The 25,743-nt window shown below is 69.5% G+C and carries 22 protein-coding genes; 11 read left to right on the top strand and 11 right to left on the bottom strand.

Annotation, left to right across the window (positions count from 1 at the left end; genetic code table 11):
• Positions 1 to 60: 60 nt before the first annotated feature.
• The 3 genes from G6035_RS11770 to G6035_RS11760 all read right to left on the bottom strand — a co-directional run bounded on the left by G6035_RS11770 (position 61) and on the right by G6035_RS11760 (position 2,895).
• On the bottom strand, positions 61 to 1,491 hold the full coding sequence (locus G6035_RS11770; protein ID WP_176617278.1) for a class II fumarate hydratase: 1,431 nt from the start codon (positions 1,489 to 1,491) through the stop codon (positions 61 to 63).
• Positions 1,492 to 1,606: 115 nt separating this feature from the next.
• Positions 1,607 to 2,230, bottom strand: coding sequence for a carbonic anhydrase (locus G6035_RS11765; protein WP_309145222.1), 624 nt, complete (start codon positions 2,228 to 2,230; stop codon positions 1,607 to 1,609).
• Between the two features lie 29 nt (positions 2,231 to 2,259).
• Positions 2,260 to 2,895 (bottom strand): DUF4245 domain-containing protein, encoded by a 636-nt coding sequence (locus G6035_RS11760; RefSeq protein WP_176617276.1) that lies wholly within the window; start codon positions 2,893 to 2,895, stop codon positions 2,260 to 2,262.
• Positions 2,896 to 3,108: 213 nt separating this feature from the next.
• On the opposite strand from G6035_RS11760, the gene glpX reads away from it, so the two are divergent.
• The 3 genes from glpX to G6035_RS11745 all read left to right on the top strand — a co-directional run bounded on the left by glpX (position 3,109) and on the right by G6035_RS11745 (position 6,521).
• Positions 3,109 to 4,146, top strand: a complete 1,038-nt coding sequence (glpX, locus tag G6035_RS11755) for a class II fructose-bisphosphatase (protein ID WP_176617275.1) — start codon at positions 3,109 to 3,111, stop codon at positions 4,144 to 4,146.
• Between the two features lie 144 nt (positions 4,147 to 4,290).
• On the top strand, positions 4,291 to 5,298 hold the full coding sequence (locus G6035_RS11750; RefSeq protein WP_176617274.1) for a peptidoglycan bridge formation glycyltransferase FemA/FemB family protein: 1,008 nt from the start codon (positions 4,291 to 4,293) through the stop codon (positions 5,296 to 5,298).
• Positions 5,299 to 5,585: 287 nt separating this feature from the next.
• Complete coding sequence (locus G6035_RS11745; protein ID WP_176617273.1) at positions 5,586 to 6,521, top strand: hypothetical protein; 936 nt, start codon at positions 5,586 to 5,588, stop codon at positions 6,519 to 6,521.
• A gap of 224 nt (positions 6,522 to 6,745) precedes the next feature.
• Here G6035_RS11745 and manA read toward each other — a convergent pair whose 3' ends face one another.
• The 4 genes from manA to G6035_RS11725 are packed head-to-tail and all read right to left on the bottom strand — an operon-like array spanning position 6,746 to position 11,414.
• A complete protein-coding gene (gene manA, locus G6035_RS11740) occupies positions 6,746 to 7,993 on the bottom strand; it encodes a mannose-6-phosphate isomerase, class I (protein ID WP_176617272.1) in 1,248 nt (415 codons plus the stop codon).
• 43 nt (positions 7,994 to 8,036) lie between these two features.
• Complete coding sequence (locus G6035_RS11735) at positions 8,037 to 9,683, bottom strand: LCP family protein (protein ID WP_176617271.1); 1,647 nt, start codon at positions 9,681 to 9,683, stop codon at positions 8,037 to 8,039.
• 9 nt (positions 9,684 to 9,692) lie between these two features.
• On the bottom strand, positions 9,693 to 10,247 hold the full coding sequence (gene purE, locus G6035_RS11730; RefSeq protein ID WP_176617270.1) for a 5-(carboxyamino)imidazole ribonucleotide mutase: 555 nt from the start codon (positions 10,245 to 10,247) through the stop codon (positions 9,693 to 9,695).
• Positions 10,248 to 10,259: 12 nt separating this feature from the next.
• Complete coding sequence (locus G6035_RS11725; protein WP_176617269.1) at positions 10,260 to 11,414, bottom strand: 5-(carboxyamino)imidazole ribonucleotide synthase; 1,155 nt, start codon at positions 11,412 to 11,414, stop codon at positions 10,260 to 10,262.
• Between the two features lie 198 nt (positions 11,415 to 11,612).
• On the opposite strand from G6035_RS11725, the gene G6035_RS11720 reads away from it, so the two are divergent.
• Complete coding sequence (locus tag G6035_RS11720; RefSeq protein ID WP_218063144.1) at positions 11,613 to 12,116, top strand: GtrA family protein; 504 nt, start codon at positions 11,613 to 11,615, stop codon at positions 12,114 to 12,116.
• Between the two features lie 9 nt (positions 12,117 to 12,125).
• Here the strand turns inward: G6035_RS11720 and G6035_RS11715 are convergent, their stop codons facing one another.
• Entirely contained in the window at positions 12,126 to 12,977 is an 852-nt protein-coding gene (locus tag G6035_RS11715) for a TIGR03089 family protein (protein WP_176617268.1), read from the bottom strand.
• Between the two features lie 488 nt (positions 12,978 to 13,465).
• On the opposite strand from G6035_RS11715, the gene G6035_RS11710 reads away from it, so the two are divergent.
• Genes G6035_RS11710 through G6035_RS11700 form a run of 3 tightly spaced genes read left to right on the top strand, consistent with a single transcriptional unit; the run spans position 13,466 to position 19,366 of the window.
• The gene (locus G6035_RS11710; RefSeq protein ID WP_176617289.1) at positions 13,466 to 13,990 is read left to right on the top strand and encodes a WhiB family transcriptional regulator; all 525 of its coding nucleotides are present in this window, start codon (positions 13,466 to 13,468) and stop codon (positions 13,988 to 13,990) included.
• Positions 13,991 to 14,019: 29 nt separating this feature from the next.
• On the top strand, positions 14,020 to 17,574 hold the full coding sequence (locus G6035_RS11705) for a glycosyltransferase family 2 protein (RefSeq protein ID WP_176617267.1): 3,555 nt from the start codon (positions 14,020 to 14,022) through the stop codon (positions 17,572 to 17,574).
• The gene (locus tag G6035_RS11700; RefSeq protein WP_176617266.1) at positions 17,567 to 19,366 is read left to right on the top strand and encodes a DUF5719 family protein; all 1,800 of its coding nucleotides are present in this window, start codon (positions 17,567 to 17,569) and stop codon (positions 19,364 to 19,366) included. Before G6035_RS11705 ends, G6035_RS11700 begins: the two co-directional genes overlap by 8 nt.
• Positions 19,367 to 19,369: 3 nt before the next feature.
• Here the strand turns inward: G6035_RS11700 and G6035_RS20155 are convergent, their stop codons facing one another.
• Complete coding sequence (locus tag G6035_RS20155) at positions 19,370 to 19,876, bottom strand: metallopeptidase family protein (RefSeq protein ID WP_256127926.1); 507 nt, start codon at positions 19,874 to 19,876, stop codon at positions 19,370 to 19,372.
• A gap of 72 nt (positions 19,877 to 19,948) precedes the next feature.
• Here G6035_RS20155 and G6035_RS20150 point away from each other — a divergent pair, with 72 nt between their 5' ends.
• From G6035_RS20150 to G6035_RS11675, 4 genes are all read left to right on the top strand, one after another.
• Positions 19,949 to 20,335 carry a DUF3499 domain-containing protein gene (locus G6035_RS20150; RefSeq protein ID WP_256882859.1) on the top strand — a complete coding sequence of 129 codons (387 nt, stop codon included), beginning with the start codon at positions 19,949 to 19,951 and terminating at the stop codon, positions 20,333 to 20,335.
• Positions 20,336 to 20,656: 321 nt separating this feature from the next.
• The gene (locus G6035_RS11685) at positions 20,657 to 20,836 is read left to right on the top strand and encodes a hypothetical protein (RefSeq protein WP_176617263.1); all 180 of its coding nucleotides are present in this window, start codon (positions 20,657 to 20,659) and stop codon (positions 20,834 to 20,836) included.
• A gap of 46 nt (positions 20,837 to 20,882) precedes the next feature.
• On the top strand, positions 20,883 to 22,376 hold the full coding sequence (ahcY, locus tag G6035_RS11680) for an adenosylhomocysteinase (protein WP_176617262.1): 1,494 nt from the start codon (positions 20,883 to 20,885) through the stop codon (positions 22,374 to 22,376).
• Positions 22,377 to 22,379: 3 nt separating this feature from the next.
• Positions 22,380 to 23,222 carry an MBL fold metallo-hydrolase gene (locus G6035_RS11675; protein WP_176617261.1) on the top strand — a complete coding sequence of 281 codons (843 nt, stop codon included), beginning with the start codon at positions 22,380 to 22,382 and terminating at the stop codon, positions 23,220 to 23,222.
• Here G6035_RS11675 and G6035_RS11670 read toward each other — a convergent pair.
• Positions 23,206 to 24,033, bottom strand: coding sequence for an SDR family oxidoreductase (locus G6035_RS11670; RefSeq protein WP_176617260.1), 828 nt, complete (start codon positions 24,031 to 24,033; stop codon positions 23,206 to 23,208). The two genes, G6035_RS11675 and G6035_RS11670, sit on opposite strands and share 17 nt — an antisense overlap.
• Positions 24,030 to 25,727: an FAD-binding oxidoreductase gene (locus G6035_RS11665; RefSeq protein WP_176617259.1), complete on the bottom strand. Its 1,698-nt coding sequence runs from the start codon at positions 25,725 to 25,727 to the stop codon at positions 24,030 to 24,032. Before G6035_RS11665 ends, G6035_RS11670 begins: the two co-directional genes overlap by 4 nt.
• Between the last annotated feature and the right edge of the window lie 16 nt (positions 25,728 to 25,743).

The raw sequence follows: 25,743 nt of genomic DNA, 5'->3' as shown, positions 1-25,743 counted from the left end.
ATTTCACCCGCCGCCAGCAGCCTGGCACGCCCTCACCGCGCGGGTGAGGAAGAGGAGAGGTTACTTGGGCGCGCGGGTCATGGCCATGACGTCCAGGCCCTGGTCCAGCTGCTCCATGGTCAGTTCGCCGCGGTCCACGAAGCCCAGGGCCAGGACGGCTTCGCGGATGGTCAGCCCTTCCTTGATGGCATGCTTGGCGATCTTGGCGGCGTTCTCGTAGCCGATGTACTTGTTCAGCGGGGTCACGATCGAGGGGGAGGCTTCGGCCAGGAAGCGGGCGCGCTCCACATTGGCGGAGATGCCGTCCACCATCTTGTCCGCCATGACGCGGGCCGTGTTGGTCAGCAGGCGGATCGACTCGAGCAGGTTCGCGGCCATGACCGGGATGCCGACGTTGAGTTCGAAGGCGCCGTTGGTGGAGGACAGGGCGATGGTGGTGTCGTTGCCGATCACCTGGGCGGCGACCATGATGGCTGCCTCGCAGATGACCGGGTTGACCTTGCCCGGCATGATGGAGGATCCCGGCTGCAGGTCGGGGATGGCGATCTCGCCCAGGCCGGTGTTGGGGCCGGAGCCGAGCCAGCGCAGGTCGTTGGCGATCTTCATGACCGAGTACGCAATGTTGCGCAGCTGGCCGGAAGCCTCGATCAGCCCGTCGCGGTTGGCCTGGGCCTCGAAGTGGTTCCGGGCCTCGGTGATCGGCAGGGCCGTGTCCTCGGCCAGCAGCGCGATGACGCGCTGCGGGAAGCCGGCCGGGGTGTTGATGCCGGTGCCCACGGCGGTGCCGCCCAGCGGGACCTCGGCCACGCGCGGCAGGGAGGACTCGATGCGCTCAATGCCGTACCGGAGCTGGGCCTCGTAGCCGCCGAACTCCTGGCCGAGCGTCACGGGCGTGGCATCCATGAGGTGCGTGCGGCCGGACTTCACCACGTCCTTAAACTCGTCGGCCTTGCGGGAGAACGACGCCGCCAGGTAGGTCAGGGCCGGGATGAGGTCGTTGAGCAGCGCGTTCGTGGCGGCAACGTGCACCGAGGTGGGGAAGACGTCGTTCGAGGACTGCGAGGCGTTGACGTGGTCGTTCGGGTGGACCACCTTGTCGCTGCCCTTTGCCTTCAGCGCCCGCGTGGCGAGTTCGGCAATGACCTCGTTCATGTTCATGTTCGACGACGTGCCGGAGCCGGTCTGGAAGACGTCGATCGGGAAGTGGCCGTCAAACTCGCCGGCGGCAACGCGCTCGGCGGCGTCGGCAATGGCGTCCGCCAGGTCGGCGTCAATCACGCCGAGGTCCTCGTTGGCACGCGCGGCAGCCTTCTTGATCCGGGCCAGCGCCTCGATGTGCGCCCGCTCCAGCGTCTTGCCCGAGATCGGGAAGTTCTCAACGGCGCGCTGCGTCTGGGCGCGGTAGAGGGCGTTGACCGGGACCCGGACCTCGCCCATCGTGTCATGTTCAATACGGAACTCTTGTGCGGTGGCCGCGGCAGTGTCAGTCATGCTTCCTACCATATCGCCGCCGCGCATGCTCCCAAAAACCCGGCCACCGTGTTAAGGAAAGGACGACGCCGGAACCCTGGGCTCCGCCGTCGTCCTACCTTGCGCCGGGGCCGGCCTAGTGCGAGATGGGGCCGTTGCTGTACACGAGGTCGGCGCGGCCCTCGTCGAGGCGGTAGGTCAACCCGACGACAGCGGTCTTTTGCCGTGCCACGGCGTTGGCGATGATGGGGGAGTTTTCCACGAGGCGCGCGGCGGTCTGCTTCACATGCTCCTCCACCATGGAGTTGACGTCGCTGTCCTTGTCCTTGCGCAGGGAGGCCAGCACCGAGGGGGTGATGCGCTCAACGAGGTCGCGGACGAATCCGGCCGGCATGTCCCCGGTCGCCACGGCGCCCTTGGTGGCCGTGACGGCGCCGCAGCTGTCGTGGCCCAGGACCACGACGAGCGGGATGCCCAGGTACTCGATGCCATACTCAAGCGAGCCGAGCGCGGTGTTGTCGATCACATGGCCGGCGGTGCGCACCACAAAGGCGTCGCCCAGGCCCAGGTCGAAGATGATCTCGGCGGCCAGGCGCGAGTCCGAACAGCCAAAGATCATGACGAAGGGGTGCTGGGTGGCCAGCAGGGACGCGCGCCGGGCAGCGTCCTGGTTCGGGTGCGAGGCGCTGGCCTCCACGAAGCGGCGGTTGCCGTCCATGAGGGTGGTCCAAGCCTCCGCGGGGGTGTGCGGGGTGGAAATTGCGTTGATGTTGCCGTCTTCGCCGCCAGTCATGATTTTGCGTCCTTTGCAGTCGAGGTGGATGCCGCCGTGGAGGGATGCGCCCGGGCACCGGTGGAAGCCAGTGCAGCCGCGGCCAGGGTGTCGAAGTCCTTGAACTCGGCCGCCCCGGTCAGGACAATGGTGGTTCCGCCGACCTTGAGCACCAGGCTGCGGTCACCTTTAGGTTTATCACGCAGTTCCCAGGTGTGTCCGGAAATGGTGCGCGTGCCCGTCACGGCGGCGTCTTCCGCCTGGGTGGCGACCCAACTCGGGTTGGCGTCCGCGGACTGCCGCAGCGCAATGAAGGTGTCGTCGGCGGTGACAAACCCCACATCCCAGTAGGCCACGCCGTCGGCCCCGGCAGCGTTCCACCGGGCGTAGTTGGCGTACCAGCCGGACGGCAGCTTGGGGGTGGCCGGCTGGAAGCCCGCGGGGTCCGCGGCATTGGCGGCGATGGCGGCCACATCCACCGGCTGGCGGTAGGAGGCGGCGTCGCGGTGCGGGTTGAGCCACACAATGGTCAGCACAATGGCGAAGGTGGACAGCACAGCCAGCAGCATGCCGATCATGGAGGCGTTGGCCCGCTTGGCGGCGCCCGGGGAGATGACGGGCTTGACCGGGGCGTTCTGGGGGGAATCAGTCACGCCCCCATTCTCCCAGAAAATTCCTCCGACGACGCCGGGCGCCGGCGCCGTGGCCCAGCTCACGTTTGGCCTGTGGGCAGGTAATGCGGTGTTACACACGGGCCCGGCGGGCCTCGGTGCGCCTATGATTGATGGAGTAGGTGTCCATACGGGAGGGGCGTGCACCGTGGCACGCGGTGACCCTGTTCCTACTTCACATAATGAGGTTTTTACGTGGCTCAAAAAGCATCACAACTAGACTTTTCCCAGCTCTCCCGCTCCCTGGCAGTCGGTGACGACGAGCCGGACCGCAACCTCGCACTGGAACTGGTCCGGGTCACCGAGGCGGCCGCCATTGCCGGCGGCCACTGGGTTGGCTTCGGCGAGAAAAACCTGGCCGACGGCGCCGCCGTCGACGCCATGCGTTCCCTGCTTTCCACTGTCCACTTCAACGGCGTTGTGGTCATCGGCGAAGGCGAAAAGGACGAGGCCCCCATGCTGTTCAACGGCGAAATGGTGGGTGACGGCTCGGGCCCCGAGTGCGACGTCGCCGTGGACCCCATCGACGGCACCCGCCTGACCGCCATGGGCATCAACAACGCCCTGGCCGTGCTGGCAGTGGCCGAACGCGGCACCATGTTCGACCCCTCCGCCGTGTTCTACATGGAAAAGCTGGTCACCGGGCCGGAAGCTGCCGACATGGTGGACCTGCGCCTGCCCGTCAAGCAGAACCTGCACCTGATCGCCAAGGCCAAGGGCGTGAAGGTCAACCAGCTCACCGTCATGGTCCTGGACCGCGACCGCCACCAGCCGCTCATCCAGGAAATCCGCGACGCCGGCGCCCGCACCAAGATCATCCTCGACGGCGACGTGGCCGGCGCCATTGCCGCCGCCCGCGCCGGCACCGGGGTGGATGCACTCATGGGCATCGGCGGAACGCCCGAGGGCATCGTGGCCGCCTGTGCCATCAAGACCCTGGGCGGCGTCATCCAGGGCCGCCTCTGGCCCACCGACGACGACGAGAAGCAGAAGGCGCTCGACGCCGGCCACGACCTGGACCGCGTTCTGTCCACCAACGACCTGGTCACGAGCGACAACTGCTACTTCGCCGCCACCGGCATCACCGACGGCGACCTGCTGCGCGGTGTGCGTTACGACAAGGGCCGCGTGCTGACCCAGTCGATCGTGATGCGCTCCAAGTCCGGCACCGTCCGCTTTGTCGAGGGCGAGCACCAGGCACACAAGTGGGAGACCTACGCCCGCCGGTCCTAGTACCCGCCGGCCGGGCCTGTCGAGACCCTGATTTCGGCAGGCCCGGCCGCGGGCGGCCTTTGGCGTCTCCTTTGCGTCACCTGTAAAAATGCCGGCTCCGCCGCGGGATCGGGTCCGGGCGCCGTCAGCCGGTAGGGTTGAAGCATGACTTTGAGTGTTGTGCCTTGCCATGTCCGGGAGCAGTGGGATTCCGCCGTCAACAGCCAGCAGGGGCACCCCATGCAGCTGTGGGGTTGGGGCGAAACGAAGGCCGCGCACAACTGGAGCGTCGACCGGGTGTTCGTCAAGGACGCGGCCGGCGCGCTCGTCGGATCGGCCCAGATCCTGCTGCGCAAGCTGCCGTTCCCCTTCCGGTCGCTGGCCTACCTGGCAAGGGGACCACAGGCCGCGGCGGGCCGGGAGATCGAGGTGCTTGACGCCGTCGCACAGCATGTGAAGACCGTGCACCGATCCGTGGCGCTGAGCATTGAACCTGACTGGGACGTCGCCGCCCTGCCCACGGCAGGGCTGCCGTCGGCCGGGTGGCAGCGCAGCGACAGCACCATCCTGATCCCGCGCACCCTCATCCTGGACCTGAACCGCAGCGAGGACGAACTCCTTGCCGCGATGTCCAAGAAGACGCGGCAGTACATCCGCAAGTCGGGCCGGGAGGAGCTGGCGTACCGGGCCGTCACCGCCGCCGAGCTGCCGCAGTGCCTGGCCGTGTACAAGGAAACCGCCCGGCGCGCCAACTTCGGCATCCACGCCGACGGCTACTACCTGGACATTTTCAACAACCTGGGCGGGGGCTCACCCGTCTACGCAGCGTTCGACGGCGGCACCGTCGTCTCCTTCCTGTGGCTGGCGGCCAGCAACGCCACCGCGTTTGAGCTGTACGGCGGCATGACCGACGCCGGCAGCAACCTGCGCGCGAACTTCTCGCTGAAGTGGCTGGCCATCCAGGAGATGAAGGCCCGCGGCATCACCCGTTACGACTTCAACGGCCTGCTCAACGACGGCGTCTCCAAGTTCAAGTTTGGCTTCGCGGACCACGAGGACATGCTGGCCGGAACCTGGGACAAGGGGCTGTCGCCGCTGTACCCCGTGTTCGCCAAGGCGCTGCCGCTGGCCCGCAAGGCGGTACGGAAGGCCCGGGGCCTGCTCAAGCGGTAGTCGGCCGTGTCCGGGGGTGGCTTCCGGATTCGGCGGTGCAGGTAAGGCGGGGTGTGGCCTCGGCCCGGATTCGACGGTGCAGGTAAAGCGGGCTGCGGCCTGGGCCCGGATTCGGCGGTGCAGGTAAGGCGGGCTGCGGCCTGGGCCCGGATTCGACGGTGCAGCTAAAGCGGGCCGGTGGGCCGCCAACCCGCATGAGCTGCACCGTCAATTTTGGACCAGTGCGCCGGAAGGCTGGGTGTGGATAACTTTCGGCGGGATTTCCCTTTTTGCCGAAGAATTTGGGCATGGGACACCGACCGGAGCTGCCGCCACACCTGGCCATGCGGTCCTTCACCAGAAGTGAAGGGGCCCGCGGCGGCCTGACCATCAGCCGCATGCGGGCAAAGGACCTCTACGTACCCAGCCGCGAAATCAGGGTGCCCCTCGGAGCGCAGCAAAGCTATCGCGACCGGGTCCGGCCCTATACGGAGCTCGGGGTGGAGAACTACATCTCGCATACGTCGGCCGCCATCCTGCACGGGATCCCCATGCCGTATGTCCATGAGCAGGCGAGGTCGGTCCACCTGACGCGGCCCGCCGGAACCATGATCCCCCGGCGAAAGGGCGTCACAGGGCATAAGCGGGCCCTGTCCCCGGAAGAATGCACGCTGGTTGACGGGATTCCCGTCACCACGCCGGCCAGGACCCTTCTGGACTTGTCCGCGATTCTCACCCTGGGCGAGCTGGTGGCCGCTGCCGACCATCTGATCTGCGAGCACGACAGGGATTTCGAGGCCCCCAAAATTGCCATCGTTACGGCCGCCGGGCTCCGGGCCTACATCGCCTCCAAGCGGTTCATTCGAGGGCTGGGGAATGCACAGGCTGCCATGGAATTGATGAGGGTGGGCGTCGATTCACCCCCGGAAACCCGGTTGCGCCTGCTGCTCCAGCGGGCAGGCCTGCCGGAATTCACCACGAACCACAGAATTCCGGGCGCTCCAGGGGAACGGACGGTTCTCCCCGACCTTGCATGTGAAGAATTCCGCGTCTGCGGCGAGTATGAGGGCGAAGTGCACCTGACCCCCGAGAAGCAGCTGTTCGACCGGAACAGGGACATGCGGACGGCTGCCCGTGGCTGGCTGCAGGTCAAGGTCTTCAAGAAGGACATGCAGCGCGGGGACGCCTGGGTGGCCGGAATGTTCAGAGAGGCCCTTCGCGAGCACGGATGGAACCCCGGGTAGTCAGGTGGGCATCAGTCCGGGAAACTGGCGGTGCAGCTTCGGTGGGCTGTGGGCCCGGATCGGATTCGGCGGTGCAGCTTCGGTGGGCTGATCGGCATTCAGCCCGCATTACATGAACCATCGAATTCACAAGGCTGGAAGAAGGCCCGGCAGCGCCCGCACCCGCCACAGGAGTTCGGCCGGCGCCGGGAAATCCGCCCGGCCCGCCGCAAATTCCCGGCAAGCTAGCCCGCCACCGTCACGGCGAAGACCACCGACGGCTGTCCCGCGGCATCCACATGCGGGTGGACCATGACCGGATTTTCCACCGCCGGCACAAACACCGAGGCGCCGCGGGGGAGGACCATGTCGCCGCGTGGGGAGTCGAGCAGCACGGCGCCGGAGACGGCCAGCACCACCAGCGGCCCGTTCTGCACCAGCGGCACCGGTTCGCCATCCGGGGCCAGTTCCACCCGCTGCAGCGCAAATTCCTTGAAGGGCGGCTCCCAGACCTGCTGACCCAGCTCGGTGGTGCGGACCGGCACAAACGGGACAGCGGTGGACTTGAAGTCCACGGTGGCCAGCAGCTCCGGGACATCCACATGCTTGCCCGTCAGCCCGCCGCGCAACACATTGTCCGAAGACGCCATGACTTCCACGCACAGCCCGGACAGGTAGGCATGGATATTGCCGGCGGGCATGTAGACGGCCTGCCCCGGCACCAGCGAGACCCTGTTCAGCAGCAGCGAAATCAGCACGCCCGGGTCGCCCGGGTACTGCCGGGAAAGGTCGACGACGGTGCGCAGCGCCGGGTCCATCCCCCCGCCGGGCCCCTGCCGCGCCAAAGCCGCGGCGGCGAGCTCCACCAGGTCGCGGGCAGCATCCCCGCCGCCGATCAAGGCCTCAAACGCAAGGCGGATCACGGTGGGCTCGGCCATGCCCCCGCCCAGCGTTGAGGCAACCAGCGTCAGCAGTTCGGGCACCGGCGCACCGGAGGCGTCAATGGCATCGCCCACCGCCCGGAAAAGCGCCGCGGCCTCGCCACAGGGCCGGAAGCCGCACAGGGCCTCGAAGTCGGTCAGCGCGTAAAGCATTTCGGGCTTGTGGTTGTCATCCTTGTAATTGCGCTCCGCTGCGTTGCGGGGGATGCCGGCGGCTTCCTCCTCGGCAAAGCGCTGGCGGGCGCGCTCCAGCGTGGGATGCACCTGGAGGGACAGGGGCGCACCGGCGGCCAGCAGCTTGGCCAGGAAGGGCAGCCGCGCACCAAAGGCGGCAGCGGCCTCGGCCCCCAGCATGGCGTCAGGGTTCGCGGCGATGAGCGCGTCGAGCGGAACGGGGCCGTCCGGGGTGTCGGCAATGGACGGCGAATCCGGGTGCGCGCCCATCCACAGCTCCGCCTCGGGACCGCCGCCGGGAGCGGTGCCCAGAAGCTCCGCGATGGCCGTGGCGGATCCCCACGGGTAGTCACGCAGCGTGTTGGTCAGCGCAAACATTGTTCACTCCTGGAATTGGCGGGGCGATCGGTCTAAAAGCAGGTTACCCCGGGGAGCAGGTGCCGTTGTTGGCTAGCAGCGCCACGAGCATGTCGGTGTTGCCGTTCACGGCCAGCTGCTGCAGGTACTGCTGCGTGATGGGCGGGGTGTTCGACGGCGTGGCCGGTGCGGCAGGTGCCTGGGCCGCCGTCGTCGCCGGGGCTGCCGGGGCAGCAGGAGCTGCAGGGGCAGCGCCTGCCGCCGGCGAGCCGGCTGCAGGCGCACTCCCCGGAGCGGACTTCTTCGGTGCGGCGGGGGCGGCAGGCTTGGGCGGCGGGGGGTTGAGCAGTGCCTGCACGCGCTTGTGGATCACACCGAAGTCGGGGTAGGTGGAGAACTCGACCGGGAAGTCCGGCGGCCCGATCGTCATCCGCTTGAGGTCGTGGCCCTTGGCCTTGAGTGCCAGCGAGACGAAGCTGCCCAGCTGCTGGGCGGGCAGGTCGGACTCGATGACCTTCGTGCCGGCGTCGGCGATGGCATTGAACTTGGTGAGCACCGTGGCCGGGTCCATCTGCTTGAGCAGGGCCTGCTGGATGCACTGCTGGCGCTGGCTGCGGGAATACTCCAGCACCCACTGCCGGGAACGGGCATACCAGAGGGCGTGGTAGCCGTCCAGGGTTTGCAGGCCGGGGTGGATCCAGCCGGTCGGGGGTTCGTGCAGGGTGGTGCCGGGAATGTCATTGCCGGTCAGCGGAACCCAGCCGCCGGCTTTGATTTTCACCCCGCCCAGGGCATCAATCAACTTGGAGAAGCCGGCCATGTCCACCAGCACATAGCCCTGGATCTTCAGGCCCAGCACTCCGCCAGCCGCATCCATCATGGCCGCCGCGCCGGGGTCGGCGGCGTGCGGGTAGAGGTCCTTGTGGTGTTCGGTGACGTCCGTGTAGAGGAAGTTGATGATGCAGTTGTCGCCGCAGTTGAAGCCGTCCGGGTAGGCCTTCCACAGGGGCGAACCGGGGGAGAACTGCGCGTTTTGCAGGTTCCGGGGGATGCTGATGGTGGCGGCCTGGCCGGTCTTGGCGTCCACGCTGACCACGATGATCGAGTCCGGCCGGCGCCCAATCCGCTGCGCACCGGCGTCGCCGCCCATGACCAGGAAGTTGTAGCGCCCGTCCACCGGCAACATGTCCGGCCCGGAGGCAAAAATGCTGCCAATGGCGTTGCGCCCCGTGTTCAGCAGGTAGGCGCCGTACCCGAGGCTGCCGCTGGTGGCCACCATGAGCACCACCAGTGCCGCCCCGACCATGCCGCGCATGCCCGGCGCCAGCAGCGAGGGCCGGATGATGGCCAGCGTATTCAGGAACATGACCGCCCAGCCCACGGCCGCGGCGGCGAGCAGCACCACCAGCACCAGGGACGTCAACGGGTTCGTGAAGAGGTTCAGCAGTTCCTCGCGGCTCACCAGCGCCAGTACGACGCCGGCAATCACCAAGGCCCAGGCCACCAGTGTGCAGCGCAGGGCCACGCGCCCCAGGCGCTTGTTCCCCGCCACGGTCTGGGCGCTGCCCGGCAGCACGAGGGTGAGCACCAACAGCAGCCAGGCCCGCTTGGAGCGAATGGGCGCCGACGCCGATTCCGGGTACCGGACGGGGTTGGTCAGCACCGGTGGCTTATCGGAGGCACGGGACACCTTGGGACTGCTGAAGCTCATACGGTTCCTTTATCCCTGTTCCGCCATGATGGCCAGGGGGTAGGCGGCACCGGCCTTCTCACGCAGGGCGGCACCCTTGGCGGAGGCCTGGCTTTTCAGTTCCTGCGCGAACACGGCCAGCTTGCCGGCCAGCTGCGCCGCCAGCCCATCGGTGCCGGAGGCGAGCATGCGCACGGCGAGCAGCCCCGCGTTGCGGGCGCCGCCGATGGACACGGTGGCCACCGGCACGCCGGCGGGCATCTGGACGATGGACAGCAGCGAGTCCATGCCGTCGAGCGTTTTGAGCGGCACGGGCACGCCCACCACGGGCAGCGTGGTGACGGAGGCCAGCATGCCGGGCAGGTGGGCCGCCCCGCCGGCCCCGGCGATGATGACGCGCAGGCCGCGGGCGGCGGCGCCCTGGCCGTAGGCGATCATCTCGGCGGGCATGCGGTGGGCGGAGACCACATCGGTTTCGAAGGGGATGCCGAATTCGGACAGGGCCGCTGCGGCGGCTTCCATGACGGGCCAGTCGGAATCCGACCCCATGACAATGCCCACGAGGGGTGTGGTGTTCGTGCTCATGCTGGAAGTTCCTTACTGTCCGTCACGGATGATGTTTGCCACGGTGGTGGCGCGGGCGCGGACGGCGGCCACGTCGTCGTGCGGTGAGCCGATCACGTTGACGTGGCCGATCTTGCGTCCCGGGCGCACCGACTTGCCGTAGCTGTGCACCTTCACGGTGGGCTCGGCGGCGAGGGCCTTGGGGTAGGCGCTGAAGAGGTCCTGGTTGGCGCCGCCGAGGAAGTTCTTCATGACCACGACGTCCCCGAGGGCGTCGGTGGCGCCCAGCGGCAGGTCCAGGACTGCGCGCAGGTGCTGTTCAAACTGGCCCGTGATGGCGCCGTCCATGGTCCAGTGGCCGGTGTTGTGGGGGCGCATGGCCAGTTCGTTGATGAGGTAGCCGGGGGAGCGGCCGGGCGTTTCAAACAGCTCGGCGGCCATGACGCCGGTGACGCCGAGGGCCTCGGCAATGCGCAGGGCGGCGGATTCGGCGGCGGCCTCGACCTCGGCAGGCAGCTCCGGGGCGGGGGCGATGACCTCGTCACAGACGCCGGCCACCTGGATGGACTCGGCCACGGGCCATGCCCTTGCATCGCCGGAGGGGGTGCGGGCCACGAGGGCTGACAGTTCGCGGGAGAAATCGACCATCTCTTCGACCAGCAGCGGCTTCATCGCCTCAAACCAGTCGGCGGCGGAGGCGGCGTCCGCGGCGCTGCGCAGCACCTTGACGCCCTTGCCGTCGTAGCCGCCGCGGGGCATCTTCAGCACCACCGGCCAGCCGTTTGCCTCGCCAAAGGCGTGGATGTCCGCCACGGAGGCGACGGCGGCCCAGGCGGGGTTGGGCAGGCCCAGCCGCTCGATCGCGGCGCGCATCACGAGCTTGTCCTGGGCATTCACCAGGGCGTCGGGGCGGGGCTGGACGTTCACGCCGTCGGCAATCAGCGCCTGCAGGTGCTCGTTGGGCACGTGTTCGTGATCAAAGGTCAGCACGTCCACGTCCCTGGCAAACTTCCGCAGCGTCTCCAGGTCGCGGTAGTCGCCCACGGGGGCGTGGGCCACTGCGTCCACTGCGGACACGTCCGGCGCTTCGGCCAGGACGTGCAAATGAATACCGAGGGCCACGGCCGCCGGGGCCATCATCCGGGCCAACTGGCCGCCGCCTACAACACCGATTACTGGAAAAGTCACGGTCCCAGAGTACCGAAGGTGCGTGGCGATTCCTGCTTTTGCGTTTTCGCGGAGGCCGGTTCCCGGCATTCTGCCAGCTTTCCGGGGGCTGTTTTGCGTGGGCCGGGCGTGCGGCGCGCCGTAGAATTTAAGCTGACGGGGGGCATTCCCTCGGGTTATTGCGCCAATTCGCAGCGCCACACGCACCACGGAGGACCATTGTTCAAGGCAATCACGGCACGCATCAGGGGCCTTTTCGGCCTGTTTTGGCGTGAAGTGGCCAAATTCGGCGTCGTGGGCGGCGTGGCATTTGTCATAGATTCAGGCATTTACCTCTGGCTGCTCAACGGTTCCATGGCCGGGCATCCCACCAAGGCCAAGATCATCTCCGCCGTGGTGGCCACCGTGTTCTCTTGGGTGGCCAACCGCTACTGGACCTTCCGCCACCGCCGCCAGGCGAACATGCTGCGCGAAGCCACCATGTTTGTAGTCATGAACTTCGTCGGCATTGCCATCGCCGGGGCGTGCGTCTATGTTTCCCACTGGGTGCTGGGCTTTGAATCCACTACCGCCGACTTCATTGCCGGCTCCGTGGTGGGCCTGATCCTGGGCACCATCTTCCGCTTCTTCGCCTACCGCTTTTGGGTGTTCACCGAGGAACTGGACACCGAGCCCGGCTTTGAGCACGACCGCCAGATCCTCGAAACCGAGCCCAACGCCTGATTTCCGTCCTTAGCCGCAGGTGACGTTTTCCGTGGCGCGCAGGCGGTCCGTGGCTTCCGCTGAGGGGCCCAGCAACACAATGGACCCGCCGTGTGCCCACGTGGCCAGCGCCTCATGGACGACGCCGTCCCATCCGTTCCGCGCCTCCAGCAGCACCCGCTGTGGCCCGGTCGCGTCCTGCCCGGTCGCGTCTGGGCCCTCAGTGGGCGCGGGCAGCAGCTGGGCGAAGGTCGCCGTGCCGGCGGACGTTTCCCATGCAGGGTCGTCACCGGCGGGTTCGTCGTCGGGGAAGTGGACGTCGGCGTGGGCCCTGACTTCGCCGGAGTAGTCCACGGCCCCATCGGGCAGCGCACCCGTCCAGCGCATGGCCAGGGCCGGCAGCGCCACCGCCACCAGCAGCGGGTTGGGGCCGGCCGGGCCGGAACCGCCTTCTGCGGTCAGGGCCGCACGCGCGGCAGTAATGCTGGCGGCCGCGGCAACCGGATCCGTCGTGGCCACAATGTCCGCCCGGCCGAAGCCAAGGGGCACGTTGCCGCCGTCGGCGCCTTCCCCGGCGTCGCCGTCGCCCGCGCCGTCGCCCGCGCCGCCGGCCACGGCCGTTGCGCCCACGGCCCAGGTGGCCAGCAGCCACACGAACGACCGCCAGTGCACGGGCAGGTCCAGGGCCACCACGGTGCCGGGTCCGGCGTCGAGCTCGTCAGCCAGGAAGTTCGCGGTCTTGGCCACCCAGTTGTCCAGGACCCGGCCGGAGAGTTCCACGCGTTCGGAATCGGGTCCGTACCAGGTCAGGCGCGGCGCGGTGGGGTTCAGCGTGCGCAGGGCGTTCAGGAACTGGGGGACGGTGCTGGGGATCTGGGCCATGGAACCGATCTTTCCATGCGGGCGGGAGAATCGCGCCATGCCTGCCTGCGGACCGGCCTGGGGACCGGCCGCGGACCGGCCCCGGCCCGGCGCCGGCCGGCCGCATCGCTTTGGCCTCGCCGCTCCCGCGGCCACATTCCCGCCCTTTTAGTCCGCCGATTGTACAAAAGCAAACTGCAGCGTGAAATGCGTCACATGGCTGTCATGTCCGACACGCCGAAACTCGCGGAATTCCGCGGAAATTATCAGGAAATTCCCAGTTGGGGGATCAAAACCCCCGCCCCTCTGCGCGTGTCGGCGTTAAATTCCCGGGCGTGGCGCGCAGCTTGTACGTGCAGGTAACTGGATATGATCGCCCTCCCGCTTGACGAACGGAGACTTACACGGATGTAATTAGACGCACGAACCGCTGCCGAAGGTGCAAGGGGCCGCACATGGCGGACGCTTCGGCCGTGGCAGCCAAGACGGCAACATTCAGGAGGACGACCATGGGGCAAGCGCAGCTGAGTGTAGAGAATGACCGTGACGGATCTGTGCAGGCGCAGGCCGCCACGCAGTACCGGTTGAAGGGCGTGCCGGCGGACTGGTTTGTGGACCCGGCGGACCCGCAGGCCGCAGCCGGCCACGAGGCAGCCGGCAGCAACTCCCTCGAGGATGCAGCCACCGCATTCCTGCGGGCACATGAATCCGAAAGCGGCAGCGGAGGGTCTGGTGCTGCGGCACGGGAAATCCGCGTGGCCGAACCCGTATGGATTGGATTCCGGCCCGGCCTTGACGACTTCAGCGGCGAAGGTGAACTAGGCTGGCAGACGGACGCGTTGTGTGCACAGACAGATCCGGAGGCATTTTTCCCGGAGAAGGGCGGCTCAACCCGCGACGCCAAAAAGGTGTGCGGCGCCTGCAACGTCAAGGCACAGTGTCTGGAATACGCTCTCGCCAATGACGAGCGGTTTGGAATCTGGGGCGGCCTGTCCGAGCGTGAACGCCGGCGGCTGCGGAAGCGAGCGGTCTAATTCTTGAAGCAGTAAAAGTCACTGCCGTTTTGGTTGCCCACAACGGCGGTGCCTACCTTCCCACGGTCTTAAGCGCCCTGGCGGCCCAAACGCGCCAGGCCACCTCCGTCCTGGCCGCCGACGTGGGCTCCACGGACAATTCCGGGGAACTGCTGCGCCGGGAGCTGGGCGAAGGCAGCGTCATCAACTTCGACGGCCGGCGGGGCGGCTACGGCGCCGCCGTCAAGGCCGTGCTGGACTACCAAAGGATGCGTACCGGGCAGGCCGTGGTCCCCGTCGGCGCCGGTGCCCCCGTCCCTGCCGGACCGCCTTCCACCCCTTCCCTGCACGACGCCGGAGCCCCCTCCGCCGGCACCTCCCGTGCCGCCGTGGCGGACTCTGCCGCTCCCGCGCTGGTGGCCGCCGATCCGGACCCGGCCACCTTGACGGCGTCGAGGTATGAATGGATTTGGCTGCTGCAGGACGACGCCGCCCCGGCCCCGGACGCGCTGGAACGGCTGCTGGACGCCGTCGAACGCTCCACCACCGCCACGGTGGCCGGGTGCAAGCAGCTCGACTGGGACCAGCCGCGCAAGCTGGTCGACGTCGGGCTGAAGGCCAACAAGTGGTTTGACCGCTTCGCCCTGGTGAACCTTGACGAGCTGGACCAGGGCCAGTACGACGGCCGCACCGACTTCTTCGCCGTGAACGCCGCCGGCATGCTGGTGCGCCGCGACGTCTGGGAGAAGCTCGGAGGCTTTGACCCGGCCATCCCCGGCCCGGGCGACGACCTTGACTTTTGTGCCCGGGTCCGCCTGGCCGGGCACCGCGTGCTGGTGGTGCCCGGGGCGAAGGTTTTCCATGTGGTGGACCGCGACCACCCGTTGGGATCGCCCGTTGCCGCTCGCAAGGCCGCAATTTTTACCCGCCTCAAGCACGCCCCGCTGTGGCAGCTGCCGTTCCTGGCGGCCGGTGCCGTGCTCTCGGCCGTGTACTGGCTTTTCGCCGGCTTCCTGCTCAAGGCGCCGGGACACGCGGTACAGATGTTCGCCGCCACCTTTGCCGGCCTGTTCCACCCGCTGGCCCTGGCCCGCGGCCGCCGCGCGCTGGGCCGCAGCCGGGTGCAGTCACGGTCTGCGCACAAGGGCCTGACGGCCACGTCGGCCGAGGCCCGCAACCAGCTGAAGTCCCTGCGTGAAGCGGTGGGACCCGACGAGGAGGCGGCCGGGCCCGCCCAGGCTGCGCCGTCGATCCTCGAACCCACCGGCGACATCCACCACGAGGCGGTCACGCCCCTGGCAACCGGCCGCACGGCGCCCCTTGTCAGTGCCGTTGGGCTGGTGCTGTTGCTGGCGGTGCTCTCGCTGGTCGTCCTGGGCCGCCTGATCGGGGCCTCCGCCCTGACCGGTGGCGGGCTGCTGCCGGTGTCCACGCAGCTGGGCGCCATCTGGCAGCACGCCACGGACTGGTGGGTTTCCCTGGGCTCGGGCCTGCCGGGCCGCGGCGACCCGTTTGACTTTGTGCTGTGGATCCTTGGTGTCGTCGGCTTTGGCAACGGCTCCGCCGCCGTGCTGTGGCTGGTGCTGCTGGCCATCCCGCTCTCCGCCTTCACCGGCTGGCTGGCCGCCGGGGCGTTCTCCCGCCACCGCTGGCCGCGCCTGGTCGCCGGGCTGGTCTGGGCCGGGGCGCCAGTGCTCCAGGTCGCGATGGGCCAGGGCCGGCTGGGAGCCCTGCTGGCGCATGTGCTGATCCCGCTGGTGGTGCTGGGCCTGGTCCGGGCCGCCGGCGGTGCCGTCGGTGCCGGCGGCACCACCGAGCCGCTGGCCGGTGGTCGCACGGACCAGGCCAGGGGTGCCGTGCAGCCGGCCACCTCCGGCGCGGCACCGGACGCCGCTGCCACGCTCCGCCGGCCCCTGACGGTGAAGCTGGGCCGGCCCGGCGTGGACCGCACCCCTTCATGGACGGCCGCCGCAGCCGCCGGCCTGGCCCTTGCCGCCGTCACGGCCGCAGCCCCGAGCCTGTTCGCGTCGGCCATTGTGGTGGTGCTGATCTGTTCCGTGTTGCTGGGCCGCCGCGGCAAGACGATGTGGTGGTCGCTGGTGCCGCCCATCGCGTTGTTCCTGCCCTTCGCCTGGTCCGCCAGGTCCAATCTGCGGGCGCTGCTGGGCGATCCGGGCGTGCCGCTGGCCGGCCACCCCGGCCCGGCCTGGGAGCAGCTGCTTGGTTTCCCCAACGCCGTGGCCCCGCTGGCGAAGCTGTTTGGCGGCACCGCTGCCGCCGGCGGGGACGTCTGGACGTGGGCGGCCGTGCTGCTGGTCGGTGCGCCCGTGGTGGTGGCGGCGTTCATCGCCCTGCTGGCGCCGCTGCGCCGCGCGGGCACTGTCCGCACCCTGTGGCTCGTGGCCCTGCTGGCCCTGGCCACCGCCTACGCCACGAGGCTGGTGGCCGTCTCCCTGGACGGCAGCACCCTGGCCACCCCGTTCAACGGCCCGGCCGTTTCCGTGGCGCTGTTCGCGCTCCTGGGCGCCGCGCTCCTGGGGTTCGACGCCGTCCACCGCCGCGCCTTCGACCCGGCCGAAAGCGGCGGAACCGTTGCGGGCCGGGCCAACAGCGGCGGGTCGGCCCATGGCGGGAGCCGGACCACCGCCGTCGTGCTGTCTGTGGTGTTGGTGGCGGCGCCCATCGCCAGCCTGGGCCTGTGGACGGTCAACAGCCTGAACGGCAACACGCCCGGACTGGCGGGGGCGTCGCTGGTGGCGCCGTTGGACAACGGCTCCATTCCGGCCACCGCGGCCGACCGCGGCACGGGACCGGAGGCCAGCCGCACCCTGGTGCTGCGCGTGCTTCCCGCCGGCGGGGTGCAGGCCACGCTGATGCAGGGGTCGGGCACCACGCTGGATTCCTTGTCCACCATTGCCGCGGCCGCGGACATTACGGGTGCGCCCGGGGCGGAAGCGGTGCGTGACCCGGATGCGGCCACGGCCATGCTGCGCACCACCGTGGCGGCGCTGATGGCCAAGTCCGGCGTGGACCCCCGGCCCGAATTCCTGCAGCTCGGCGTGGGCTTTGTGGTCCTGCAAAAGGGGGACACGGCCGCCGAGCTGGTGGCCGGCGAGCTTGAGGCCGTGCCCGGCCTGGACACCGTGGGCCCCACGGAGTCCGGCTGGCTGTGGCGCGTGCAGCCCACGTACCAGAAGACCGGCGCCACCGACGTGGTGAACCGTGTCCGGCTGGTGGATGCCCAGGGCGCCGCCGTGGCGCCGGTGGCCTCCAACGGCACGGGCGTGGACACGACCGTGCCGGCCGGGACTGCCGGGCGCCGCGTGGTCCTCGCCGAACGGTTCGACCAAGGCTGGCAGGCGCAGCTCGACGGCAAGGACCTGAAGGCCGTGCAGGACGGCTGGTCGCAGGCATTTGAGCTGCCGGCCGCCGGCGGAAAACTTCACATTCGCTACGTCGAGCCCTGGGCGGCCGTGTTGGGCCTGGTGCAGGTCGTGCTGCTGGGGCTGACCCTGCTGCTGGCCATCCCGGTGCGCGCACGCCGCGGCCGGGCCGGCGCATACCGCGACGAGGCATCATTGCACAAGGTAGGTAGAGGTGTCTGAGGACCAGAAGAACAAGGACGGCAACGCTTCCGCGCAATCGGGGGTGGTTTCGGGTGACGCTCCCGCAATTGCCGCCGCCGGGCAGGGAAAGCCTGCGAAGGCCTCAAAGCGCGCGAAGCCAGCCGCCGCGCCGGAACAAGCCGCCAGCGCGGCGAAGCCTGGCCGGGCGCCGCGCCGGAAGGTCCGCCCGCGTGCCCGCCGCTGGCCTGCCGTCCTGGCCGGATCGACGACGGCGGCCCTCGCCGTGGTTGCCGTGGCTGCCGGCAGTGCCCTGCCGGGCTTCGACGCCACGGCCACCGTCAAACCCCGCACCGAGGTGCTGCCCGTCGGCGTCACGCTGGCCAACTGCCCCGGCCCCACGCAGCTGCTCTCCGGGTCCGCGGCAGGGACGGACCCGCAATTTTCGCCCAACTCCTCGTCCACCAAGACGGTGCTCAACGCACTGGCGCTGAGCGATGCCAACGGCGTTGTCCCTGGCACTTCGGTGTCCTCCCTGGGATCGAACGCGAAGGAGCTGTTCAGCGTTTCGCCCACGCCCACGGCGCCACCGGCGTCCCCAGGCGCCTCCGCCCCAGCCACGCTGGCGCCCCTGACGGGAGAGGCGAAGGCGAAGGCCGCCGTCGTACGGGATGAAGCGATGGGCACACCCTCGGTGCTCAAGGCGCTGCCCTTCGCCGGGCAGCGTGCGCGCAGTGCTGGCTCGGTGGTGGTGACGGCTGCCGACGGCGACCTCCGGGGGCTTGCCGCGGCGACGTGCCAGACGCCGTCGAACGATTTTTGGCTGACCGGTGCGAGCACCACCGTGGGCCGCACGGCTGTTTTGACGCTGGCCAACTCCACCCAGAGCTCGGCAACCGTGTCGCTGGACCTGTTTGGTGCCTCCGGCCCCATCCAGGCGCCGGGCGGCAAGTCGCTGGTGATTGCTCCGGGTGCCGTGCAGTCCGTGGTGTTGTCCGGCCTGGCGCCTGACCAGCAGCAGCTGTCGGTGCACGTCAGGAGCGTAGGGGGAGCCGTCAGCGGCACCATCCAGCAGTCGGTGCTGCGCGGGCTGACCCCCGGCGGCGTGGATTTCCTGCAACCGGTCGAGGGGCCCGCGGCGAGCACCGTAATCCCGGGCGTGCAGGTGCAGGACCCGGCCGCCGCCGCCAAGATCAGCGCCCAGGACGGCTATTCGGACGCCTCCACAACCTTGCAGGTCACGGTTCCGGGTGCCACGGACGCCGTGGTTGCGGTCAAGGCGTACGGGCCGTCCGGCCAGGCGGCACTCCCCGGCGGCGGCGTGTTCACGGCCCCGGCCGGAAAGGTCAGTTCGCTGCCGCTGGCCGGGCTGCCGCAGGGCACCTACTCGCTGAGCGTGACGTCCGATTCCGCCGTGGTGGCCGGCGTCCGGCTGGCCAATTCGACAAAGCCGGGCAGCGCCGTCGACCTTGCCCTTGCGCCGTCCGGCAGCAGGCTGGGTGTCAACCACCTGGCCACGCTGCCCGGGGGAGTGGCTTCCAGCTTTGCCTTCACCGCGCCCACCGGAGCCGCGACCATTACGATGGTGCCCGTTTCCGCCACGGGCGTGCTGGGTTCGGCCAGGACCATCAACCTCAGGGCCGGGGTCACGACGGTTGTGGATCCCGCCGCGCTGCTGGGCAAGGACGCCGTGGCCGCGCTGGTTTCGGCGGCGGGCGAGCCGGCCTACGGCACGCAGCTGCTCGGGACCAAGGGGTCGGCCAACATTGCCGTGCTGCCGTTCGCGGGCACCGGTGCGGAGTCGCACACCCTGGCGATCTCGACGGGGTACTGAGGGTCAGCTGCCGCCGCGCCGGAACCGCCCAAACAGCGGATCCACCCTGTCAGGGTCAATGTTCAGCACTCCGGCCACCTGCTCGATGAGGACCTCGTGGACCAGTTCGCGCACCTGCCCGGGGGAGTCGCAGAGCGCCTCGACAGGGTGGCGGTAAATGACAATCAGCGGATGGCCGGCCTCCGTCACCATGGTGTATTTGCCCAGCGGGGCCTGCTCGCCCGAGGCAATGAGCGCCTCCAGGTTGTCCGGCACCTCTTCGACAAGGTATTCCACGCCGGCCAGCTGCGCACTCCACAGTTCGCGGAGGCGCTCGGCGGAGTCCACCACCAGGTCCTCGAACTTTTCGCTGCGGGTCCGTGCCCCCGGCAGCCCGGGCAGCATGATGGGCCCGCGCAGCCCCCGGCCGTGGCGGTTGCGCCGGCGCCGGTCAAAGGGGCGTCCGGGCGCGGCAGGGCCGTCGGTGAACGAGACGCTAAAACCTGGTTCCGGGGCATTGGACTGCATCATTTCACTCTAGTTCACGCCGGCAAGGTGCGCCGCGGCGGGAATATCCGCTCAAAACGGGTAATCTTGGGAATCGTGGGAACCCTTCGTCAATGCACCCGATCCGCCTGCCGCGAGCCGGCCGTGGCCACCTTGACGTATGTCTACGCCGACTCCACCGCCGTCCTTGGCCCGCTGGCAACCTTCGCCGAACCGCACTGCTACGACCTGTGCTCCAAGCATTCGGCCCGGCTCACCGTCCCGCGCGGGTGGGAAGTCATCCGGCTGGCGCGCTCGGACACACCCCCGCCGCCCGGGCCCGATGACCTGCTGGCCCTGGCGGACGCCGTGCGTGAGGCCGCCAACGCCGACCCGCACGACGCCGGACCCGCCCCCCAGCGCGAGGCCCGCCCCACGCTGGAGCGCCCCAGCGGAGCCCCGGCCACGGGACGCCGCGGCCACCTGCACATCCTGCGGGACTGACCGCCCGCCCCCCCAACGCTCGGTTGCAATCGGGGGTGTTTTTCCCGACGCTCCCGCACTCCCTCCCAGTCACGGGCAGCCCCAACGAACGCTCGGTTGCAACCGGGGGACTTTTGGCAAACGCTCCCGCGCAACCGTGCCGAAGGGTCCGCAGAATTCGCCCCGTTTGCAACCGCCGGTTGGGAAATAATGCCCCGGTTGCAACCGACGGTCCGCGGAAAACGCCCCGGTTGCAACCGAGGGTCGGTGGAGGGGGTGGGGCTTGACTAGACTGGGCAGCCAAGGCCTTTTCAGCCGGCCACCTGAGGAGAAGAGAAATCCATGGCGAAATTGAGTGACGAACTGCTGGGCCTGCTGCGCTGCCCGGTGACCGGATCCACGCTGGTCCAGGAGGACAACGAACTGCTCACCACGGTGCCGGGCCCGGCCGGGGTGCCGCTGCGCTACGCCATCGATGAAGGCATCCCCCTGCTGCTGCGCCCCGAGCAGCTGGCCTCCTGACCCCGCCTCCCGAACAACCCCGCGCCCAGCAAAGGACAACACACCCATGAGCACCACCGCTGTCAAGACCCTCAGCCCCGAAGACTACAAGGTCGCCGACATCACCCTGGCCGCCGCCGGCCGGCACCAGATCCGCCTGGCCGAATTTGAGATGCCGGGCCTGATGAGCCTGCGCGAGGAATACAAGGACAGCCAGCCGCTGGCGGGCGCCCGCATTGCCGGCTCCCTGCACATGACCGTCCAGACCGCCGTGCTCATCGAGACGCTGACGGCCCTGGGCGCCGAGGTCCGCTGGGCCTCGTGCAACATCTTCTCCACCCAGGATGAGGCCGCGGCCGCCATCGTCGTCGGCAAGGGCACCCCGGAAAACCCGCAGGGCGTCCCCGTCTTCGCCTGGAAGGGCGAGAGCCTGGAGGACTACTGGTGGACGGCCCAGCAGATCCTCACCTGGCCCGGCGCGGACACGGACCCGGCCAAGGGCGCCAACATGATCCTGGACGACGGCGGCGACGCCACCATGCTGGTCCACAAGGGCGCCGAATTCGAGGCCGCCGGCAAGGTCCCGGACACCACGGACGCGGATTCGGAGGAAGGCGCCGTGTTCCTGGCCGCCCTGCGCGAATCGCTGAAAAAGGACAGCCAAAAGTGGACGCGGATCGCCGCGCAGATCCACGGCGTCACGGAGGAAACCACCACGGGCGTGCACCGCCTGTACCAGCTGGCCGCCGAGGGCAAGCTGCTATTCCCGGCCATCAACGTCAACGACTCCGTCACGAAATCCAAGTTCGACAACAAGTACGGCATCCGCCACTCCCTGCCGGACGGCCTCATGCGCGCCACCGACGTGCTGCTGGGAGGCAAGGTGGCCGTGGTCTGCGGCTACGGCGACGTCGGCAAGGGCGCGGCCGAGGCCCTGCGCGGCCAGGGCTCGCGCGTCATCGTCACCGAGATCGACCCCATCTGCGCGCTCCAGGCCGCCATGGACGGCTACCAGGTGGCCAGGCTCGAATCGGTCATCGGCCAGGGCGACATCTTCATCACCACCACCGGCGGCCTGGGCATCATCACGGCCGCGGACATGCTGAAGATGAAGAACAAGGCGATCGTGGGCAACGTGGGCCACTTTGACAATGAGATCGACATGGCCGGCCTGGCCCGGATCCCCGGCGTGGAAAAAGTGGAGATCAAGCCACAGGTCCACGAGTGGGTCTTTGACAAGGGCACGGAAGGGGAGCGCTCCATCATCGTGCTGTCCGAGGGCCGCCTGCTCAACCTGGGCAACGCCACGGGCCACCCGTCGTTCGTCATGTCCAACTCGTTCACCAACCAGGTCATTGCACAGGTGGAGATCTTCACGAAGACGGACACCGACGAGTACCAAAAGCAGGTGTACGTGCTGCCGAAGATCCTCGACGAGAAGGTGGCCCGCCTGCACCTGGCCGCCCTGGGCGTGGAGCTGACCGAGCTCACCCCGGAGCAGGCCTCCTACCTGGACCTCGACCCGGCGGGCCCCTACAAGCCCGGCCACTACCGGTACTAGGCCATGGCGGACTGGCAGCAGACGGGCCCGCTCAGCCGCACCCTGCGCGCGGCCAACCCGGGTCCCATGACGCTGGACGGCACCAACAGCTACGTGCTGGCCGCGCCCGGCTCCGCCACCGTGGTGGTGGTTGACCCCGGCCCGCTGCTCGAGGACCACCTGGCCGCGCTGGCCGCGGGCCCCGTGGAGCTCATCCTCGTCACGCACCGGCACGCCGACCACACGGAGGGCAGCGCCCGCCTCCGCGAGCTCACCGGCGCCCCGGTCCGCGCCGCCCACCCGGATTTCTGCCACGGCGGCGCGCCCCTGCGCGACGGCGAGCTGATCCGTGCCGCCGGCGTGGAAATCGAGGTGCTCGCCACCCCCGGCCATACCTCGGACTCGGTCTGCTTTGTCCTGAAGGATCCCTCCCTGAAGCACGACGGCGGCACCCCCCAGGTGCTCACCGGCGACACCGTGCTGGGCCAGGGAAGCACCGTGCTCGACTACCCGGACGGCCGGCTGGGCGACTACCTGGACTCCCTGGGGAAGCTGCATGGCCTGGGCACCCGGGCCCTGGCCGGCGCGACCGGCGCGCACGCCGCGGCCGGCCGGCCCGTCGCCGTGCTGCCGGGCCACGGGCCGGTGCTGCCGGACCTGGCCGCCGCCGCGGCCGCCTACCAGGCACACCGGCAGGAGCGGCTCGCCCAGGTGCGGGCCGCCGTCGAGCAATTGGGCGGGGAGCCCGCCGCCGCCGCGGTGGCAGCCCTCGTGTACGGGGACGTGCCGGCGAACCTGCAGGGCGCGGCGCAGCTTTCGGTCCAGGCGCAGCTGGACTACCTGCGGGGTGCTACTTCCGCCCGGTGAAGTGCTCCATGGACCTGTAGACGCCGAAGACGCGCCCCGCCACCAGGTCCCAGGCGGCCACGGGCAGCACGCCGCGCAGGGCCGTGCTCAGCTTCACCGTCCAGGGCATCATGAGGATCGGCGTGCCCTCCTTCATGGCCTGCCACACCCGTTTCGTCACGTCGCCGGGTTCCAGCAGCGGGGTCAGCAGCGGCCCGCGCGCGCCCTCAAACATGCCGGTCTTGATGTAGGACGGGCAGAAGGTGGTCACCTTGATGTGGCGGTGGCCGGCCTGCGCCAGTTCCAGCCGGAGCGAGTCGCTCCAGCCCACCACGGCCCACTTGGAGGATGAATACACGCTCATGCGCGGGTTGGCGAGCAGCCCGGCGGCCGAGGCCACGTTCACGATCCGGGACGGCCGGCCGCCGGCGATCATGGCGGGCAGGAACTCGCGGGTGATGTGCATCAGCGCCAGCGTGTTGACGGCCATGGTCGCGGCAATGTCGGCGCGCTGGTCGTGCTCCCAAAAGTACTTGCCGCGCACAATGCCGGCGTTGTTGATGAGGATGTCCGGGCTGCCGACGTCGTTGCGCACCGTCTCCGCCGCCGCCTCGATCGCCTCGAGACTGCCCACGTCCACCGCGTAGCTGTGGATTTCGGTGCCCCGCCCGGACAGTTCCGCGGCGGCCGCCGCCAGCAGTTCGGCGTTGATGTCCCACAGCACCACGTGTTTGGCGTGGTCGGCCACCGCCAGTTCGGCGTACATCCTGCCCATGCCCATGGCTGCGCCGGTGACCAGGACGGTGGTGCCGGCCAGGGATTGAAGGGTCATGGTGTTTCCTCCGTGTTGGTTGCGGTTTCGCCCGGCAGCGCCGGGATGAGCTTGCCGGGGTTCATGATGCCGGACGGGTCCAGCGTGTCCTTGATGCTGCGCAGCACGCGCACGCCGAGCCCCCCGATCTCGGCCGCCAGGTAGGGTGCGTGGTCCAGGCCGACGGCGTGGTGGTGGGTGATGGTGGCGCCGGCGGCCAGGATGGCGTGCAACGCCGCCGCCTTCACCCGCGCGTTTTGCGCCAGCCCGTCCTCCTCCAGCCCGGCCAGGAACGTGAAATACAGGGAGGCGCCGTCCGGGTACACATGGGAAATGTGCGTCTGGACGTGGGCCGCGGCGCCGCGGGCCTCCAGCGCCTCCTGAATGGCGCGGCGGACGCTGCCGTAGGTGTCCGCGAGCCGCCCCCAGGTGGCGGCCGTCTCCAGCGTCTCCACGAACACGCCGCGGGTCAGCAGCCCGTCGCGCAGGTAGGGGCCGGCGAACCGGGCGTGTTCCCAGGATTTCCCGGGCACCGGCCCCAGCGGGATGCCGCCGGCCCGCCGCAGGATGCGCGCGCTGCGCCGGAGCCGGGTCCGCACCTCCCGCACGTCGCCTTCCCACACAAACAGCGCCAGCGCCGGGGCCTGCTGCCCCCGAAGCGCCAGGTAGCGGGACAGCGCTCCGGCCTTCCAGCCGCCCAGCCGGAAGGTCGACGCCGTTTCCCCCGTGTCGCTGAGCCGGCACACGTGCGGCATGTCGCCCCGGACGCCGTGGTGCCGCAGCAGCCGCAGGGCCTCCGCCCCGGCACCGAAGGACGGGAAGGACCAGGCGCCGTGGACCTTGCTTTCCGGCGCGGGGGACACCTTGACCGTGGCCCGGGTGATGACGCCCAGCGTGCCTTCACTGCCGACCACGACATCCAGCAGCCGGGGCCCGGCCGCCGAACCGGGCGCGAGGGAGCCGGCGTCGAACGGGCCCGCGGGGGTCTCCAGGTGCACGGCCTTGACCAGCTGGTCGGAACGGCCGTAGCCGGTGGATGCCTGGCCGGCGGACCGGGTGGCCACGTAGCCGCCCAGCGTGGCCTCCTGGTGGCTTTGCGGAAAGTGGCCCAGCGTGAAGCCGTGCGGGGCCAGTGCGGCCTCGATGGCCGGGCCCCGGATGCCGGCCTCGAAGGTGGCCGTGCGGGCGAGCGGGTCCACGTCCAGCAGCCGGTCCATGCGGCGCAGGTCGAGGGTGACGGCGCCGGCCAGGCCCCCGCGCAGCGGCTCCACCCCGCCCACCACGGAGGTGCCGCCGCCGAAGGCCACCACCGCCAGGTGGCGCCGGGCGCACAGGGCCAGCAGCGCGCCCACCTCGTCGCTGCTGCCGGGGAAGACGACGGCGTCCGGGGCGCCGAGCGCGTCCCCGCTGCGGCGGCGCAGCAGGTCCGGGGTGCTTTTGCCGCCGGCGTGGAGGATGCGCTCCGCGGCATCCGTAGAGACGTGCCCCGGGCCCACGATGGCGCGCAGTTCCGACAGCACGGACTGGTCCAGGCGCACGGGGCCCACCCGGACGTCGGCGAGGTTGACGGGCGGGTGGCTGGCGTCCACGCTTTCCAGCTGGAGCATGCGGCGCAGGTGCCTGAGGGTCCGCGCGTCCAGGGGCCTGGCGCGGGCGGGGTCGCCCCAGCCGTACCAGACGGACCGGGAAATAATTTCTGTGAGCTGGGTCACCATGGGATACAGTGTGACA

It is taken from the genome of Arthrobacter sp. SDTb3-6 (assembly GCF_013376095.1).
Taxonomy (GTDB): Bacteria; Actinomycetota; Actinomycetes; order Actinomycetales; family Micrococcaceae; genus Specibacter.
Note: the sequence above shows the minus strand (reverse complement) of the source record. Positions and strands in the feature narration are given on the sequence as shown.

Coding starts and splice junctions, on each gene's coding strand:
- G6035_RS11750 (WP_176617274.1), top strand. CDS start 4,291: ATGACTTTGAGTGTTGTGCCTTGCCATGTCCGGGAGCAGTGGGATTCC.
- G6035_RS11670 (WP_176617260.1), bottom strand. CDS start 24,033: ATGACCCTTCAATCCCTGGCCGGCACCACCGTCCTGGTCACCGGCGCA.
- G6035_RS11715 (WP_176617268.1), bottom strand. CDS start 12,977: ATGGCCCAGATCCCCAGCACCGTCCCCCAGTTCCTGAACGCCCTGCGC.
- purE (WP_176617270.1), bottom strand. CDS start 10,247: ATGAGCACGAACACCACACCCCTCGTGGGCATTGTCATGGGGTCGGAT.
- G6035_RS11675 (WP_176617261.1), top strand. CDS start 22,380: ATGGCGGACTGGCAGCAGACGGGCCCGCTCAGCCGCACCCTGCGCGCG.
- manA (WP_176617272.1), bottom strand. CDS start 7,993: ATGTTTGCGCTGACCAACACGCTGCGTGACTACCCGTGGGGATCCGCC.
- G6035_RS11685 (WP_176617263.1), top strand. CDS start 20,657: ATGGCGAAATTGAGTGACGAACTGCTGGGCCTGCTGCGCTGCCCGGTG.
- ahcY (WP_176617262.1), top strand. CDS start 20,883: ATGAGCACCACCGCTGTCAAGACCCTCAGCCCCGAAGACTACAAGGTC.
- G6035_RS11665 (WP_176617259.1), bottom strand. CDS start 25,727: ATGGTGACCCAGCTCACAGAAATTATTTCCCGGTCCGTCTGGTACGGC.
- G6035_RS11735 (WP_176617271.1), bottom strand. CDS start 9,683: ATGAGCTTCAGCAGTCCCAAGGTGTCCCGTGCCTCCGATAAGCCACCG.
- G6035_RS11710 (WP_176617289.1), top strand. CDS start 13,466: ATGGGGCAAGCGCAGCTGAGTGTAGAGAATGACCGTGACGGATCTGTG.
- G6035_RS11770 (WP_176617278.1), bottom strand. CDS start 1,491: ATGACTGACACTGCCGCGGCCACCGCACAAGAGTTCCGTATTGAACAT.
- G6035_RS20155 (WP_256127926.1), bottom strand. CDS start 19,876: ATGATGCAGTCCAATGCCCCGGAACCAGGTTTTAGCGTCTCGTTCACC.
- G6035_RS11745 (WP_176617273.1), top strand. CDS start 5,586: ATGGGACACCGACCGGAGCTGCCGCCACACCTGGCCATGCGGTCCTTC.